The 17,130-nt window shown below is 57.1% G+C and carries 15 protein-coding genes and 1 tRNA gene; 5 read left to right on the forward strand and 11 right to left on the reverse strand.

Annotated features, from left to right (window positions below; translation table 11 throughout):
• Window positions 1–54: 54 nt before the first annotated feature.
• The 3 genes from yut (at window position 55) to kch (ending at window position 3,389) form a co-directional block, all read left to right on the forward strand.
• Window positions 55–1,047, forward strand: coding sequence for an urea transporter (yut, locus tag HBN68_RS12745; RefSeq protein WP_169964428.1), 993 nt, complete (start codon window positions 55–57; stop codon window positions 1,045–1,047).
• Between the two features lie 25 nt (window positions 1,048–1,072).
• On the forward strand, window positions 1,073–2,131 hold the full coding sequence (locus HBN68_RS12750) for a HoxN/HupN/NixA family nickel/cobalt transporter (protein ID WP_094993914.1): 1,059 nt from the start codon (window positions 1,073–1,075) through the stop codon (window positions 2,129–2,131).
• Between the two features lie 82 nt (window positions 2,132–2,213).
• On the forward strand, window positions 2,214–3,389 hold the full coding sequence (gene kch, locus HBN68_RS12755; RefSeq protein ID WP_094993915.1) for a voltage-gated potassium channel protein: 1,176 nt from the start codon (window positions 2,214–2,216) through the stop codon (window positions 3,387–3,389).
• A gap of 52 nt (window positions 3,390–3,441) precedes the next feature.
• Here the strand turns inward: kch and crcB (HBN68_RS12760) are convergent, their stop codons facing one another.
• Window positions 3,442–3,846 (reverse strand): fluoride efflux transporter CrcB, encoded by a 405-nt coding sequence (gene crcB, locus HBN68_RS12760; RefSeq protein ID WP_094993916.1) that lies wholly within the window; start codon window positions 3,844–3,846, stop codon window positions 3,442–3,444.
• A 15-nt stretch (window positions 3,847–3,861) separates the two neighbouring features.
• Complete coding sequence (gene crcB, locus HBN68_RS12765; RefSeq protein WP_094993917.1) at window positions 3,862–4,242, reverse strand: fluoride efflux transporter CrcB; 381 nt, start codon at window positions 4,240–4,242, stop codon at window positions 3,862–3,864.
• 155 nt (window positions 4,243–4,397) lie between these two features.
• On the opposite strand from crcB (HBN68_RS12765), the gene HBN68_RS12770 reads away from it, so the two are divergent.
• A complete protein-coding gene (locus HBN68_RS12770) occupies window positions 4,398–4,679 on the forward strand; it encodes a hypothetical protein (protein WP_094993918.1) in 282 nt (93 codons plus the stop codon).
• Here the strand turns inward: HBN68_RS12770 and HBN68_RS12775 are convergent.
• The 3 genes from HBN68_RS12775 to HBN68_RS12785 form a co-directional block, all read right to left on the reverse strand.
• Entirely contained in the window at window positions 4,676–7,039 is a 2,364-nt protein-coding gene (locus HBN68_RS12775) for a DNA polymerase II (RefSeq protein ID WP_169964426.1), read from the reverse strand. The genes HBN68_RS12770 and HBN68_RS12775 overlap by 4 nt on opposite strands.
• A gap of 30 nt (window positions 7,040–7,069) precedes the next feature.
• Window positions 7,070–7,423: a hypothetical protein gene (locus HBN68_RS12780; protein ID WP_094993920.1), complete on the reverse strand. Its 354-nt coding sequence runs from the start codon at window positions 7,421–7,423 to the stop codon at window positions 7,070–7,072.
• Between the two features lie 381 nt (window positions 7,424–7,804).
• Complete coding sequence (locus HBN68_RS12785; protein ID WP_094993921.1) at window positions 7,805–8,362, reverse strand: hypothetical protein; 558 nt, start codon at window positions 8,360–8,362, stop codon at window positions 7,805–7,807.
• A 296-nt stretch (window positions 8,363–8,658) separates the two neighbouring features.
• Here HBN68_RS12785 and HBN68_RS12790 point away from each other — a divergent pair, with 296 nt between their 5' ends.
• Window positions 8,659–10,368 (forward strand): amidase, encoded by a 1,710-nt coding sequence (locus HBN68_RS12790; protein WP_169964424.1) that lies wholly within the window; start codon window positions 8,659–8,661, stop codon window positions 10,366–10,368.
• 177 nt (window positions 10,369–10,545) lie between these two features.
• Here the strand turns inward: HBN68_RS12790 and HBN68_RS12795 are convergent.
• From HBN68_RS12795 to HBN68_RS12820, 6 genes are all read right to left on the reverse strand, one after another.
• Window positions 10,546–10,620: transfer RNA gene (locus tag HBN68_RS12795), tRNA-Gln, on the reverse strand.
• 285 nt (window positions 10,621–10,905) lie between these two features.
• Window positions 10,906–11,361, reverse strand: coding sequence for a glycine zipper 2TM domain-containing protein (locus HBN68_RS12800; RefSeq protein WP_094993923.1), 456 nt, complete (start codon window positions 11,359–11,361; stop codon window positions 10,906–10,908).
• A gap of 165 nt (window positions 11,362–11,526) precedes the next feature.
• Window positions 11,527–12,615, reverse strand: coding sequence for a hypothetical protein (locus tag HBN68_RS12805; RefSeq protein WP_169964422.1), 1,089 nt, complete (start codon window positions 12,613–12,615; stop codon window positions 11,527–11,529).
• 408 nt (window positions 12,616–13,023) lie between these two features.
• Complete coding sequence (locus HBN68_RS12810) at window positions 13,024–14,562, reverse strand: cryptochrome/photolyase family protein (RefSeq protein WP_169964420.1); 1,539 nt, start codon at window positions 14,560–14,562, stop codon at window positions 13,024–13,026.
• A gap of 117 nt (window positions 14,563–14,679) precedes the next feature.
• Window positions 14,680–15,138, reverse strand: a complete 459-nt coding sequence (locus HBN68_RS12815) for a DUF393 domain-containing protein (protein ID WP_169964418.1) — start codon at window positions 15,136–15,138, stop codon at window positions 14,680–14,682.
• A gap of 643 nt (window positions 15,139–15,781) precedes the next feature.
• The gene (locus HBN68_RS12820; RefSeq protein ID WP_169964416.1) at window positions 15,782–17,083 is read right to left on the reverse strand and encodes an MFS transporter; all 1,302 of its coding nucleotides are present in this window, start codon (window positions 17,081–17,083) and stop codon (window positions 15,782–15,784) included.
• Between the last annotated feature and the right edge of the window lie 47 nt (window positions 17,084–17,130).

The raw sequence follows: 17,130 nt of genomic DNA on the forward strand, positions 1-17,130 counted from the left end.
CGGCTGCGGCCCCGGTGATTGCAATTCCTTTGCAGCCCGAACGGAGAAACCTCTATGGATGTTGCCAAAGCGCCCGGATCCAAGTGGACACAGCTGGCAAACGGCAATGTGGTGATTGAGTTTATCGACGTCACCCTGCGCGGCTGTGCTCAAGTCATGTTTCAGAACAACCCGTTGACCGGGTTGCTATTCTTCGCCGCGATCTTTGTGGGCGCCTATGCCGAAGGAATCCCGGCCGTGGCCTGGGGCTGCGTACTGGGTACGGCGGTGGCGACGCTCGCTGGGCTTAACCTCCAAGACCGCACGTCGTGGAAAGCCGGGTTGTACGGCTACAACGGTTGCCTGGTAGGCGCGGCGTTGCCGACCTTCCTGGACGTCACACCGGTGCTGTGGCTGTGCATCATCCTCGGCAGCGTGGTGTCAGTGATCGTCATGCTCTGCATCGCCGATATTCTCAAGACCTGGAAAGTCGCCGCCCTGACCGCCCCGTTTGTTTTGGTGACCTGGACGATCCTGCTGGCCAGCTATGCCTTCGGCGGCCTGACCAACACGGCGCTACCGGTCCCCAACCTGCCCCACGACCTGGTCGCCCACAACAGCAACCTGTTCGATGGCATTCACCTGATTGACGGGCTGTTCAACGGGATTTCCGAAGTATTCCTGATCAGCACCCTGATCGGCAGCGTGCTGTTTATCGCAGGACTGGCAGTGTCTTCAGTCTGGGCTGCGGTGTTTGCCGTGTGCGGATCACTGCTGGCGGTGCTGACGGCCACTGTGCTGCAAGCCGAGCATGCCAGCATCAACAATGGCATGTACGCGTTCAGCGCCGTGCTGACTGCCATCGCGCTGGGCTCGACCTTCAACACGCCCAGCTGGCGAGTGCTGATCTACACCCTGATCGGGGTGATCTTCACTGTCTTTGTGCAAGGGGCTTTGAATACCCTGCTGACCCCGGTGGGCATACCGACCCTGACCATGCCGTTTGTGTTGGCTTCCTGGTTATTTTTGGTGCCCAACAAAGACGTCATGCCCGCCCACCGCCAGTAGCGTTCACTTTTAGCGGAGCCTTTATATGACAGCCATCGCTCAACCTCTGGCCGCAGCCGCTCCCTCAAACACCCGGCGCAACGCGATCTATTTGCTGACCGGCTTGATTGTCGCCAATGCATTGGCATGGCTCTGGGCCTTCAGTGAATTCGGCACCAACCCGGTGCTGATGGGCACTGCGCTACTGGCCTACAGCTTTGGCCTGCGCCATGCGGTCGATGCCGACCACATTGCGGCCATCGACAACGTCACTCGCAAACTCATGCAGCAAGGCAAAACCCCGATTGCCGTGGGCACTTATTTCTCCCTCGGGCATTCCACCATCGTGGTTCTGGCATCGCTGGCCATCGCCGCCACAGCCATGGCGTTCAAAGACGACATGGTGTGGTTCCACGAAACCGGCGGGCTGATCGGCACGCTGGTTTCGGCCCTGTTTCTGCTGCTGTTCGGTGTGCTGAACCTGGTGATCCTGATCTCGGTGTACAAGAAGTTCAGGCAGGTCAAAGCCGGTAAAACCTTGGCCCCGGAAGAACTCGACGGGTTGGTCAGCAACAGCGGCGGCTTGATGGCACGGGTGTTTCGACGGGTATTTAACCTGGTCAACAAGAGCTGGCACATGTACCCCGTGGGGTTTCTCTTTGGCCTGGGGTTCGACACCGCCACTGAAATCGGCCTGCTGGGCATCAGTGCCACCAGTGCTTCCCATGGCATCAACCTGTGGTCGATCATGGTCTTCCCGGTGCTGTTCGCAGTGGGCATGGCGCTGGTGGATTCGCTGGACAATTTCGTGATGATCGGCGCCTACGGCTGGGCGTTTTCCAAACCCGTGCGCAAGCTTTACTACAACATCACCATCACCGCAGCCTCGGTGGTGGTGGCCTTGTTTATCGGCGGGGTTGAAGCCCTCGGGCTGATTGCCGACAAACTGGAACTCACCGGTGGTATCTGGACCCCGATCAACGCCATCAGCGACAACTTCGGCGAAATCGGTTACTGGATCATCGGCATGTTCGTGTTGTGCTGGCTGGTCTCAGCCTTGAATTACTACCTGCGCGGTTATGACCATTTAGGAGCCAATGCCTGATGAACAGACTCAGCAAAAGGACGTGCGCGTTACACGCTGACCGACACTCCATCCATTCTTTCACTGAGGCGTCGTAGCAATCATGACTTTAAAAGAGGACGTAAAAGCCCGATTCTCATTTGCCTACGGGGTCGCCCTGCTGGTGGCCATCAATGGCTTTCTCTTGTTTTTGCCGGTCTTGCAACGGGGGGTGGCGCACTCCAATGCCGCTTCCGGCACCTTTGATACCTGGAAGGAGGCTTTGAGTTTTCTGGCGCTGCTGGAAATTCCGGGGTTCGTGGTGGGGCTGGTGTTGCTGCTGATGTCCATCGGCCTGGTGATCAAGTCGCGCATCAGTTGGTTCTTCTCGCTGCTGCTGCTGGTGGCCACGGTCAGTGTCGACATATTCATCCTTAAAAACCCCGACGGGGTCACGCTGTTCTCATTGTTCAACATCGCCGTGCTGGTTTATTTCTGGCGGCGCTTCGATCATTACAGCCTCGCGACCGGCAGCTTTTTCGCCGTGGTCAGTATCGCCTCGCTGATCGTCTACAGCATGCTCGGCACGCTTTACATGGGCGAACAATTCGCGCCGCAGGTTACCGACCTGCCGACCGCGTTCTACTTCGCCATTGTGGTGATGTCCACCGTGGGCTTTGGCGACATTGTTCCGCACACCACCGACGCCCGCATGTTCACCCTGACAGTGATCATTCTGGGCATCACCATCTTCGCGATCTCGGTGGCGTCCATAGCCGGTCCGCTGATCAGCAACAACATCCAACGCATTGTTAAAGGCAGGATTACTCACATGGCGCGTAAAAATCACTACATTCTGGTAGGCACGGGTTCACTGGCACAAAACGTCTACAAAGGCCTGACTGATCGCGGCGAACACGTGACCGTGGTGTGTGCGCCGGGCAGCCAGCACGACCTGCCGGAAAAAGCCGACATCATTGAGGGCGACCCCTCGGCCACCTCGACCCTGAAGCTGGCCGGTGCCAACGAAGCCAAATACATCGTGGCGCTGTCCGAAAACGACGCCGATAACGTATTCGTGATTCTGGCCGCCAAGGAAGTGGCGGGCGATGACACGCAAGTCATTGCACTGGTCAATGAAACCCGGAACCTGGCCAAGGTCAAACGCGTCAACCCGACCATGGTGCTGTCATTGCCGTTACTGGGCAGTGAACTGCTGGTGCGCACCCTGCAAGGGGATGCCATCAACAATGACCTGATCACTGAAATGTTCTTTGGCAAGCGTATGTCGCTGGGCTGAGGCGTCGCCGGCCAGAGCAGGCGCGTTTGACTGCGCGCCTGCTGTTGCTAACTCAGGCTTGCGTATCACTTGTCGGTTGCGCAGGCAGTTTGGCCCCGGCGATCAACCCCAGTTCAACTGCCGCAAAGCCAATCACCAGGCTCGCCACCAAGTAGCAAATGGACACAAAGACCCCGGCCGGGTCTTTCATCATTTCAACCGCGCCGAACACAAAGCTGGAAAAGGTTGAAAGCCCGCCCATGATCCCGGTCCCGATCATCACGTGTACGTATTGATTGATGCGATTGCTTTTGAACAGTGACGTCGCCACGCCAAGCAAAAACGCAGCCACGATATTGGCCACAAAAATGTCCATGGGAAACCCGTCAGCCAGGCGTGGCACTGACAGCATGACGAACTCCCGGCACATGGCGCCAAACGCGCCGCCGACAAAAATCAAAATGATCAGATTCAACATGGTTCCTGCTCCTGATTAACGCGCCAGCCAGGCGCCAAACGCGGCAGCCGCCAAACCCAACACTACCGATACGATCAAATAACCGGCCGCCCAGGCGCGGTCTTTGGCCGTGGCCAGTTTCGAGGCATCCAGTTGCATGCTGCTGAAGGTGGTGTAGCCGCCCAGAATGCCGGTGAGCACGGCAGCGTTCAGAAAGTCACCGTAACGGTCCCGCCAGTCGACACTGAACAGAATGCTCAGGTAGCCGATCACAAACGCGCCGCTGACGTTGATGATGAACGTGCCCAGAGGCAACGGCCCCTTGTACAGTTGGCCAACCCGTAAACCGATCCACCAGCGCAGCAGTGAACCCAGCCCGCCTCCCAACCCGACCCAGAAAACGTCCAGTGCGGTCATGAAAATCCCTCTCGTGTCTGTCAATGAGTGGGAAGAACTCTAGTTCATATATGGGTGCCGGGCGTTTCGTGTCCCGCATCGGATTTGCCGGGCCAGCCCTCTGAAAAAGGAGTACCCTGCCGCCCTGCTTCGCATCCTGCCCACACGGAACCCTCATGTACCCCAATGCTGACCGCTACAACCCCGACACCGAATACGCCAACAAACTGGTCGACCGCATCGGTCAGACCCCGGCCTGGATTGCCTCGCGCATTGGCGTGACCGAAAAGCGTATGCGCTACATCCTCGCCGGTTCGCGCACGATCAAAAATGAAACCACCGACATTTTTATGACCTACGCCGAGCAGTTCTGCATGGAGTGCCTGGCTGTCGAAGCCAAGGCCGCCAAGGACCGCGCCAAGTCCAAAGCCCTGGCTGAAGCGTCGGGCAAGGCTTAAAACAACCCCATCTGCCCGCCCACCAACGCGCTGAAGTCGTCATCGACGAACACCAGAATCGCATCGGCCACGGGCTGTAGCTGACGCGTCAGGTAGTGATCGTAATCCACCGCGGCGGTCAGGTTCTCCAACGGCTGCGGCCCGGCCAAGGTGATGATGTAGCTGATCGTGCCGCCGCGCTGGTATTGGCGGGGCCGACCCTGTTGATCGTTGTATTCATCGGCCAGCCGTGCAGCGCGCACATGGGGCGGCACATTGCGCTCGTAGTCGCTGAGCGGCCGGCGCAGACGCTTGCGGTAGATCAACAAGGCGTCCTGTTCACCGGCCAGCGTTCTGCGCACGAAATCACGCACGTAATCCTGATACGGCTGACGTTTGAAGATGCGTTCATACAACGCCTGCTGGAACTGTTGCGCCAACGGCGACCAGTCGCTGCGCACCGTTTCAAGCCCTTTGTAGACCATCTCGAACTGGCCGTCGGCCCGCTCCACCATCCCGGCATAACGCTTTTTGCTGCCTTCCTCGGCCCCACGGATGGTCGGCATCAGGAAGCGTCGGTAATGGGTTTCGTATTGCAATTCGAGGGCGCTGCTCAGCCCGTATTCCTCGCGGACATGGTCTTGCCACCATTGATTGACGTGCTGCACCAGCTCGCGGCCAATGCGGCTGGCGTCGGCTTCGCTGTGCTCACTGCGCAGCCAGACGAAAGTAGAGTCGGTGTCGCCGTAGATCACGCTGTAACCCTTGGCCTCAATCAGCGCACGGGTTTTGAGCATGATGTCGTGCCCGCGCAGGGTGATGGACGACGCCAGCCGCGTGTCGAAAAAACGGCAACCGCTAGAACCCAGCACCCCGTAAAACGCGTTCATGATGATTTTCAGGGCTTGGGACAGGGGCGCGTTCTTCTCGCGTTTGGCCACTTCGCGGCCATTGGCCACACGCTCGATGATCGCGGGCAAGCAATGCCGGGTGCGGGAAAAACGGGCGCCGCGAAAGCCCGCTACCGACGCTGTATCGCCGGGATCGCGCAAGCCTTCAACCAGCCCCAGCGGGTCAATCAGAAAGGTGCGAATAATCGACGGATACAGGCTTTTGTAGTCCAGTACCAACACCGACTCGTACAAGCCCGGCTGCGACTCCATGACAAACCCGCCGGGGCTTGCCTGGGGCGGGTTCTCCCCCAGATTGGGCGCCACAAAGCCCTGACGGTGCATCAACGGCATGTACAAATGGTAGAACGCGGCCACCGAGCCGCCACTGCGATCTGCCTCCAGCCCGGTGACGGACGCGCGCTCGAGCAAAAAAGTCAGCAGCTGCGTTTTCTCGAAGATCCGCGTCACCAACTCGCAGTCTTTGAGGTTGTAACGCGCCAGCGCCGGTTTGTCCTCGACGAACATGCGGTTGATCTCGTCCATGCGCTGGTACGGGGTGCTGATGTCCTTGCCTTCCCCGAGCAAGGTTTGTGCAACGTTCTCCAGACTGAACGAGGGGAACGACCAGGTGGCAGAGCGCAGGGATTCGATGCCATCGATGATCAGGCGCCCGGCCGCGCTGGCAAAAAAGTGATTGTTGCGCGCGCCGTGTTCACGCCATTGCATCTCGCTGCCGTCGCGCCCCAGCAACAACGGGATGCCAAGGCGACGCGCGTGTTCGTGCAGTACCCGCATGTCGAACTGCACCACGTTCCAGCCAATGATTGCGTCCGGGTCGTGGCGCAAAAACCACTGGTTCAGGCGTTGCAAGAGTTCGGCACGGGTGGCGCAGAACTCAAGGTCGAAATCCACCGGAGTATCCACTGCCGTGGCCTTGCCCAGCATGTACACCTGGCGCTGCCCGCAACCTTCAAGGGCAATGGAATACAAATCACCCTGTTCGCTGGTCTCGATGTCCAGTGACACCAGTTTCAAACGAGGTCGATAGTCTGGATGGGGTTTGATCTGCGCATCCATCCACAAGCCGTCCGGCTGCTCGCGTGCGCTGAAGCTCACAGGCGCGGTGATGAAACGCTCCATCAGGTAGCGCTCGGGAGGACGGATATCAGACTCATAAACGTCAAGCCCGGCACGCCGCAAACGCTGGGCGATGTCGGTGAGCTGGCCATACTGCCGGCAATACAGCCCGACCACTGGACGCGAATGAAAGTCGCACATCGCCAGTGCACGGAACTCGATATGGCGCTCACCCTGCAACAGCGTTTGCGCCTGCTCGCACTGTTCGGCGGGGATGAACGCGGTGCACGACTGGAGCGGCAGACGCAGGCGTTGTGGCCCGCGGTCGGTGGCCAGCCAGAACTCGACTTCAATCCCCGACGGCGTGTCGCGCCAGTGCCGGGTCAGCACAAAGCCCTGCTGCACGCTCACGCGAACAGCCTCAGTGCCGCGCCGAGCGGGTTACAGACACGTCGCCATCGCTGCCATTCGGCGCATGGCCACACTGTCATCCGGTTTGGCAGCGTAATAGCTCACTGATGTCCCGGTGCCCTGAGGCACCAGGTCGGCAAAGGATTCACCACCACGGGTATAGACCGTCATGCCACCGTTTTTACCGGTGTTCAGGTAACCACTGGCATCAACGCCGAAGACGGCTTCGTCCTGCCATGCAAACTGAATGCACTGTGCAACCAGCGGCGTTTCTTTGCTCGAAGCCAGCACCCGCACCGGCTTCTGATTGCGCGCTTCATTCATGGCAGAAGAAACACAACCGGCCAGCAGGGCCAGGCTCACAGCGCCAATCAGCATTCGCATCGGTTTACCCCTCGGAAAAGTGAGGAACGATAGCACGCGGCCCGCCGTGATTCATGCCAGAAGGTGTTTGCGACGAACACTGACCGGACGGCGCCCTTGATTTTTGGATCCAATAAATGAGCAGCTCAAAAAAAAGCCCAAGTAGCTGATGGAAACTTGGGCCTTAAAAATGCATAAACCGTGGTAGGTGAACGCGGGGCAATCTTACCGCAGCGTTACAACTCGTAACAAGATATTTTGCAGGATTTTTTTCAATTCTTTACTGACCTAAGTCATTAAATAACCACATGTTTTTAATAAGATTAAACCCGTAAGGCTATTCCAATTGGCTATAAGCTGAATCTTTTCAGCTACCTATGACAATGGATCCGATTTTGGCCTTCATTTCACCTTGCGACTGAGGTCCTCGACGTTACGTTTCAACCCATCCATTTCGCGGTGCTGGTCGCTGACCTCGCGCTTGAGCGCAGCCAGATCATTGGCACTTGAATTAGACCCGGCACTGCGCTTGAGGTCCTCAACCTGCTGCGCGAGTTTGTCCAATGCTTTTTGTTGGTCTTGTGTGGTGCGTGTCAGCCGGGACAGTTCACTGGCGCCCGTGTTGTGTGCCGAACCCGTGTCGCGTTTGAGCGCTTCAATCTGGCGCGCCTGTTCGCTGACGGTTTGCTTGAGCGACTGCAGCTCATTGAGGGCCTTGTTGTTGTCATCCAGTTTTTTTTGCATCTGCTGCAAATCATTGACGGTAAAACCTGAACTTCGCACGGTGTAGGTCCTGCCCGCCTCGCTTGCGCCCGCCAGAATGTCGTCGTTGTACACCGCACTGAACGGCCCCATGACCAGACGCGTCGGTTCACTGTCGGCAAAGGCCGCATTGACCGGCATCAGCAGCGCCGCGCTCAGGACGGAAACAGCAAACAAGGCTTTATGGGGACTGAACATCAATGAATTCCTTTGCAAATGGCCGAGATGGCACATCGCTATGACTGAGTATCCGGATTCTGGTTCCCGTCCGGCATGCCAGAGAAATGAACGACAGACGCCAGAATGTGCATCGGAGATGGCCTAAACGCCCGGGATTTCGCTAAGCTCTGGCCACTAGTTCAGCCCTGCTGCGTGAGCCGTGCAATGAGAATTGATATGACCTGCCCTTTTAAAACACACGACGCTTTTACCCCCCACCCCAGAAGTGATGCCAGCCGTCGCCTGTTTGCCTTCATCGCAAAAGCGGTGACGGCATGATCGAAGTGACTGAAGTCTCGATTGCCCACTTGCGCGCCGCGCTGGAATCAGGCCATACCACCGCCGTGGAGCTGGTCGAAGCCTACCTGCAGCGCATCGACGCCTATGACGGTCCGGACACTCCCACCGCACTGAATGCCGTGGTGGTCCGCAACCCGCAGGCACTCGCGCAGGCGCAGGCTTCAGACGAGCGTCGCGCCAAGGGCCAAACCCTGGGCCCACTGGACGGCATTCCGTATACCGCCAAGGACAGTTATCTGGTCAAGGGCCTGACTGCAGCTTCCGGCAGCCCTGCGTTCAAGGACCTGATTGCCTACCGCGATGCCTTCACCATCGAACGCCTGCGGGCGGCGGGAGCCATTTGCCTGGGCAAAACCAACATGCCACCCATGGCTAACGGCGGCATGCAACGCGGCGTCTACGGCAGGGCCGAAAGCCCATACAACGCCGATTACCTGACCGCACCGTTTGCCTCCGGCTCATCCAACGGCGCCGGCACAGCTACCGCTGCCAGTTTCGCAGCCTTCGGTCTTGCGGAAGAAACCTGGTCGAGCGGCCGCGGGCCTGCCTCCAACAATGGCTTGTGCGCGTATACCCCATCCCGGGGCGTAATTTCGGTGCGGGGCAACTGGCCACTGACGCCGACCATGGACGTGGTTGTCCCCTATGCGCGCACCATGGCTGACTTGCTTGAAGTACTCGACATCGTTGTGGCGGACGACCCTGAGACCCGCGGCGACCTGTGGCGCCTGCAACCCTGGGTGCCCATTCCAAGGGCCTCTTCGGTGCGCCCCGACGCCTACCTGCAACTGGCCGCCACCCCACAGGCCCTGGCCGGTAAACGCTTTGGCGTGCCGCGCATGTACATCAATGCAGATGCCGAAGCAGGCACCTCGGAAAACCCGGGAATCGGCGGCCCTACCGGGCAAAAGATCATCACGCGCGATTCAATAATGGACCTGTGGAAACAGGCACGCCACGCACTGGAAACGGCAGGCGCTGAGGTGATTGAAGTGGACTTCCCGCTGGTCTCCAACTGCGAAGGTGACAGGCCGGGTGCGCCCACTGTATTTAACCGCGGGCTGGTGTCCAAAACGTTTATGCACGACGAGCTGTGGGAACTGTCTGCTTGGGCATTCGATGATTTTCTGCGCGCCAACGGCGATCCGAAACTCAACTGCCTGGCCGATGTCGATGGGCCAAACATTTTCCCCCACGACCCCGGCACCCTGCCCAACCGTGAAGACGACCTCGCTGCCGGTATGGATGAGTACGTAAAAATGGCCAAGCGTGGCATTACCCCCTGGGATCAGATTGCCTCTTTGCCGGATGGCCTGCGCGGGCTGGAGCAAACCCGAAAGATCGATCTCGAAGACTGGATGGATGCACGCAAGCTGGATGCGGTGATCTTCCCGACGGTCGCTGATGTCGGCCCGGCCGATGCCGACGTGAATCCCGAATCAGCGGATATCGCCTGGAGCAACGGCGTGTGGGTGGCCAATGGCAATTTGGCCATTCGCCACCTGGGCGTCCCGACCGTCACAGTGCCGATGGGCGTCATGCACGACATCGGCATGCCTGTGGGGCTAACCTTTGCTGGCCGCGCCTACGATGACTCAGCCTTGCTGCGTCTGGCCAGCGCATTTGAAGCCACCGGCTCACGACGCAAAGTGCCGCCGCGTACGCCACCGCTTAGCACACCTTAAGCAGTCAGGGGTTGGCCGTAGCGCAATCGCCAACCCCTGCTCTTTTGTGCTCGATACAAGTGCCGGACACGCAAAATCGCTTCGCAAACAACACGCAAAGTGAGGACGGGGTTTTAGATTCAAAAGGATGGTTACGCAGAATGCGCAGCAACGGTATGCGAGAAATACTGTAAGAAATGGCAGGGGCGGCTGGATTCGAACCAACGCATGGCAGGATCAAAACCTGCTGCCTTACCGCTTGGCGACGCCCCTGTATCTGTTGCGATGAGTGCTTGGCACTCGACTCCCGCGTGCTCAGCGCAAAACACATAAAGGGCTTTGAACTGCAGGCCATCGGATGACCTGTCCAGGAATGCGCGCAAATTTACCAACATTCGTAACATCTGGAAACCCCCAAACGCACAAATTTATTAAAAAACAGCCACTTAGTAGGAAAAGCGGAAAATAACCGTCGAAAACAGCCTCATCAAAAGCGCTGCTCGACAGGAAAAACCATTGCCCCAAGTCAACCAGCGCTTGCGGGCAATGCCTGAGGGGTTAGTTTTGTGGAATCACCCGCGCGTCACTGCCCGCGCCTTCGATATACACGTGCATCCCCGGCTTAAGGACAGGGTTGATTGGCTGGGTAACCGACACCAGGACACCACTTTTGACCCGTACGATAATTTGCTGAACTTGCCGCGGTTGGTCATAGCGCTGTCTTTCGGTGTAGTTGCCGCCCGCCGCCCCGGCCAGCGCACCGGCCACCATCGCCACATCCCGCCCCGTGCCATGACCGATCAAGCTGCCTATCCCGGCCCCGGCAATCCCGCCCAAAATGGCGCCGACCCCGCTGTCATGGTTTGTCTGTGCCTGCGTAAGCTCAATTTGCTCAATGACCCCGGTGCGGATTTCATACTCATTTGGCCCCGGGTTATTCGCCCCGCCATTAACGCAAGCGGTAAGGACGAGTGCTACAAGTGCGATTGATAGCGTTGACAGAATGTTTCGCATCGCCGACTCCATAGTCCAGAAAGGGGTTAGTCAAACTGAAAAAGAGCGTAGCACACGGTTTTTTTGACGCCCGCTAGCGGCGCTTTGCCCTGCAACGTGAATGAAAAAACCCCGCACAAGGCGGGGTTCTGGTTTCAAGGGAGGGCTGTTGCGAGACCGCGCCCGTTATGAAGCCGCGTCCAGTTCAGCTTTAAGCGCCTTGGCGCTTGAGCGACCACGTACCCAGCTAAACGCAATCGCGAGAATGAGGGCAAAGCCGACGTATCCCAGCAGTGGGTAAACAGTCCCGACCAATTTGCTAAAGCCACCCAGGCTCAAGGCCAGCCCCACGCACACAGCCACTGCGCTGGTCACCTTGAAACGACGCGTTTCAGGTTTTGCAAAACGGGCGCTGAACGCAAAGAACATCCCTACCGCCGTGCTGTACACCATGCAAACCAGAGCCAGCGACATCACAACCGACAGAATCGGCGAAATGCGGCCGGCCAGTGCCAGCGATGGCATTTCGATGCCCTGCAGTTGGTTGATATTGGCGAACAGGCCGATGTTCAACAGCAGGATCAGCACGCCCAATCCCAAACCGCCGAGTATGCCGCCCACAGCCGCGGCCTTCGGTTGTCGAGTCATGCCTCCGATCACAGCCAGCATCGGGAAACCTACCGCAATGTTGAACGATGCATACAACAGGGCCCCGACAAACCAGTTGCCGGACACCGTTTCGTTGTTCTCACGGGCGACAGCGTCGAGGGTCTCTACGGGTGCGTTGTAGCTGAAAATCGAATACGTGGTGATGATGAGCACCATGGCCAGCAGAAAGGGCATGACAGCGCTGATCAAATCAATGATGCGCTTGACGTTCATGCACAGGGTGGCGATCACCAGGACCGTCATCAGTACGCCGCCAAACAAAGGTGGCATGTCGTACTGCTGAGCGAAGATTGAGCCGCTGCCAGCCAGCATTACCACGCCGACGCCATACAAGAAGAACGACAACACCACATCAACGACCCATCCAATACGTGCCCCGAACAGGCTGTAGAGAACCTCTTTGTGCGAATTGGCTTGCATCTTCGAGCTCATGCGGGCGATTTGCATACCCAAAAAGGCAAACATCAGGCCGCTCACCAGCGTGCCTGCGATGCCTATCAGCCCATAGCCGGTAAAAAACTGCAGCACCTCCTGTCCGGAAGCAAAGCCGCCGCCAATGACCACAGACATGTAAGCAAGAGCAATCTGGATGGACTGTTTATTCATTACACTTTTCTCATTCTTAGACTTATTAGGTGCACGCCACAGGAGACGCTGCCAGCGCCCTCTTCTGCGGGTAAAGCGCCCCGACAGAGCAGGTTCTCGAATCAGTCAGATAGGAGGTGCTGCGCAGGTAGACAGACGCCGAGCGCAGTATAAGAAGTGTCATGTAGTCCTTTTCACCATATACACCGCCATATCTGGTGAAAAATGCGGCCTTAATGCGTTTGGCCTCATAAAAGTCTGGATCTTGTCTTTATTAACCCCAAAAACGATTGAAATATATTGATACAAGACAATCTTTACAAATCAGTCAGTTAGCGGTTTGGTGCTACGCGCTCTATAACGACATGAACGCTCATGTGCGAAATCCAGAGCGCAATACAGGTAAGTACGCCTGCGCATTCAGTCTTTTTAAAGGGGCTCACCTGCCTCCAGCTTAGCCAGCAGGTCTTGGCCACGTAGCCAAAGTGCCTCCTGCTTCGACTCAGGCATACGCGCGAGGTTTTTGTAGATCATGCTCATGCGTTGATTACTGAGCAGAAGATCACGGTGGCGCATCAAAAAATGCCAATAGAGCGCGTTGAATGGGCACGCGTCCTCACTCGTACTTTCGCTCACCTTGTAAGCACAGCCACGGCAATAATCCGACATGCGCTTGATGTATTGCCCGCTGGCGCAATAAGGTTTGGAGCCCAGATAACCGCCATCGGCATGCATGACCATGCCAAGGGTATTGGGGAGTTCCACCCAGTCGAAGGCGTCCATGTAAATCGCCAGATACCACTCGCAAATTTGGCTCGGAGCAATTCCCGCCAACAGTGCGAAATTGCCGGTCACCATCAATCGTTGAATATGGTGCGCGTAGGCATGCTGCAAGCTTTGGTTGATGGCTTGACGCATGCAGTTCATCTTGGTGTCGCCTGTCCAGTAGAAGGCGGGAAGCGATCGGGTATTGCCGAACCTATTGGCATGGGCATAGTCAGGCATCTTCAGCCAGTAGACCCCCCTGACGTATTCCCGCCAGCCGATCAGTTGCCGAATGAAACCTTCGGCAGCGTTCAACGGGATACTGCCTGACCAATAAGCAGACGCCACATCACTGCACAGCTGATGCAAATCCAGCAAGCCAATATTGAGTGCAGCGCTGATACGGGCATGAAAAAGAAAGGGCTCGTCACTGGCCATTGCATCTTGATAGTCGCCAAAGGCCGCAAGGCCCCAATCAAGAAAGAACGCCCAGAGGACTTGGGCTTCGGCGTGCGTGACAGGGTAATCGTACTTGTCCAGTGAGCCATAGTGACTGGAGAAGTTTTGCGCCACCAACGCCAGTACCTCCTGCGTGATGGCATCGGGCGTAAAACGAGTGGGTAACGGGGGCTTAAGCCCTTTGGGTAACGGTTTTCGGTTTTGCGCATCAAAATTCCAGGCGCCTCCGACCGGGGTGCCGTCGCCATTGAGCAGTAACCCACTTTTGCGGCGCATTTCTCGATAAAAGAACTCCATGCGCAGCTGTTTTTTCCCTTTCGCCCAGTTCGCAAATTCATCACGCGTGCAGAGGAAACGACGATCGGAATGCCACTGGATGGCTAGACCGCAGGCCCTGAGTGATTGCTCCAGGCGCCAATCACCACACTCCGTGATATGAATTTCAGCTGGCTGCAGCAGCGCCTGCCACCGCACCAATTCGCCCGGTACGGAGCCACTGTTGTCCGGATCAACGAGCGAAACGTACTGCACGTTAAATCCGCGCTCACGCAAGGCCGCAGCAAAGTGGCGCATGGCACTCAAGATCAGAACGATTTTTTGCGGATGATGAGGGACATGCCTGGCCTCCTCCATCACCTCAACCATCAGTACCGTGTCGCGTTGTGCGTCGAGACACTGCAGTGACGCGAGATTGAAAGAGAGCTGGTCGCCCAACACCAGGCACAGCCGGTTTGGCCTTTTCATTCGATAAGTTCCTGCAGGGTTTAGTGGACAGGCATCAGGGACGCAAGAAGGCCTCGCGCCGACTCGATCAGTTCAGCAGACGTCTTTGCCGAGTAGGACGAGCCAGGTAGCGCAGTGCTATTTGCCCACTAGCGGGTTGGGACGCTTGTCAGAAGGCGCAGGGGGTGAAACCGTGCAGCGATTGTCGGTACAGCGCCGACGCCCATCTGGATGCGGCAACCAGCCCAAGTGCGGGCGCACGCGGCAAAAAAAGCGATAACCAAGGCTCAGCACTGGCCTCATAAACCGCCAGGACAATGGCGTAACCCACATTCCGAGACCGGCGGCTCGCCAACTCCATAGCGTCGCGTCCAAGCCTGTGACCCACGCTCCGTCACTGAACCTGGCGTGCAGGCACGACTGCATCTGCCCAAGGGTAAATCCCAGGGTTTTTGCGTCGAAGGTCGCTTCACTGATATCAACAAATACCAGCCGCTGCGGCGAGGCCCGCGCTCGTAACACGTTGATTTCCTGGGCGCAGAGCGGGCAAGCGCCATCAAAAAAAAGCGTCAGTGGCCACTGCAAATTCTTGTACATCACCCGACTGCCTGTATAAGTTTTTCACACAATATTCTCAAACAGCTCTGTAGGCAACCGATGCGCGATCTTGAACGCCAAGCAACGCTTTTACTTCACCCCTTGCAGGAATAAGGAGTCACAGCGCGACTCGCTACAGGCTCAATTACCCTTGCTCAGCACGGATTACGGCCTGGGCGCAGGCTCCACGAAGTGACGTTCAGGCTGCGTAACAACGACTGCACCTAGGGGATTGAGTCGCACAGACTTGACGTTGTAGCCACCTGCGGTGCCCGATCTGATGCAGCTAGGGGGGCGAAGTTGATATCGCTGCCGCCTGCGTTGAGGGTGATTTCTTGTTGGCAATCAGTTTGAAGCCTGCTTGCGCACGAACAGGCCCATGCCCTGCCCCACGCCCGTCGCTGGGAAGCTGGTCAGGCATGTGCCGGTATGGGAGATAACCTTTCAATCTTGCGCTAGACCGCAGATGGGGGAGCCCGCCTTGATCGACTAGACGCATTGAGCGCCTGATCTTTGCCGGTTATAGCCAATCGTCCAAGGCGCAACCGGGCAATCGTGAATACAGGCTAACTGTTGATTCAATTCCAAGCCGCAACTCACGAGACGTCGCTACCCAAAAGTAGCGACGGTTATCGAGCGCGAACTACACAAGTTTGGCCGCTAATATTTTTTGCTTGCGATATAGAATGGTTGTCGCCGTAAATCCGCACATCGCCGCGAACATAAGCCAGTAGGCTGGCGATGCTTTATCCCCTGTGGCCTGGACCAGCAGGGTCGAGATTGCCGGGGTGAAACCGCCAAATACAGCAGTTGCCAGACTGAACGCTAGCGAGAAGCCAACCACACGGACGTTCTGAGGCATCACCTCAGTTAACGCTGCAACCATAGCGCCATTGTAAATACCGAAAAAGAATGAGAAGTACAGCAGGACGGTAAGCAACCGTTGGAAACTAGCCGCTTCTGCCAGCCAGTGCATAGCCGGATAAGCCGTAAAGATGCACAGAAAAGAGATCGCGAGAAGCAGCGGGCGACGACCTATCCGATCAGAAATCGCACCGCCTATGGGTAACCAGAAAAAGTTACTGACACCAACAAGCAACGTGACCACCAGGCTATCGGTGGTGCTCAAGTTCAGTACAGTTCTACCAAACGTGGGGGTATAGACCGTGATCAAGTAGAACGTGGTCGTTGTCATGGAGGCTAACAATCCGCCGGCAAGTACTGTGCGCCAGTTGTCACGCATTGAGCGAAACACTTCACGCGTTGTTGGACGGTGCAGGCGTGCAGCGAATGCCGCTGTTTCTTCAAGTGAACGGCGGATAATGAAAATGAACGGGATAATCACGCAGCCAATGAAAAAAGGAATGCGCCAGCCCCAGTCGGCGATTTCAGCAGCCTGCATGGTAGCGTTGATGGTGTAGCCAAGTGCGGCCGCTACGACGATTGCAACTTGCTGACTGGCCGATTGCCAACTTGTGTAGAAGCCGCTGTGGCCGGGTGTTGCAATTTCCGCAAGATACACGGATACACCGCCCATCTCTGCGCCGGCAGAGAAGCCTTGCAGCAACCTGCCCAGCAATACCAGAATCGGTGCCGCTACGCCGATGCTGGCATAGCCCGGCACCAGGGCGATCAACACCGTACCAGCGGCCATAATTGACAGTGTCACAATCAGCCCCTTACGACGGCCAACTTTGTCGATGTACGCACCCAGTACGATTGCTCCCAACGGGCGCATCAGAAACCCAGAGCCAAACACCGCAAAGGTCATCATTAGCGAAGCAAATTCGCTGGTGGCTGGAAAGAAGGTCTGAGAGATGTAAGTTGCGTAAAACCCGAAAAGAAAGAAATCGAACTGTTCTAAAAAGTTACCACTAGTAACCCGAAAAATGGCCCCTAGCTTGGACCCCTTTGTACGCGTTGTGGTCGTCGTAGTTTTCATCATGGCTGCCGTTATGCTCACTATTGTTTTTGGAATGAGTGTTCAAGCCG

The sequence above is a fragment of the Pseudomonas sp. WS 5078 genome (assembly GCF_012985745.1).
Classification (GTDB): domain Bacteria; phylum Pseudomonadota; class Gammaproteobacteria; order Pseudomonadales; family Pseudomonadaceae; genus Aquipseudomonas; species Aquipseudomonas lundensis_A.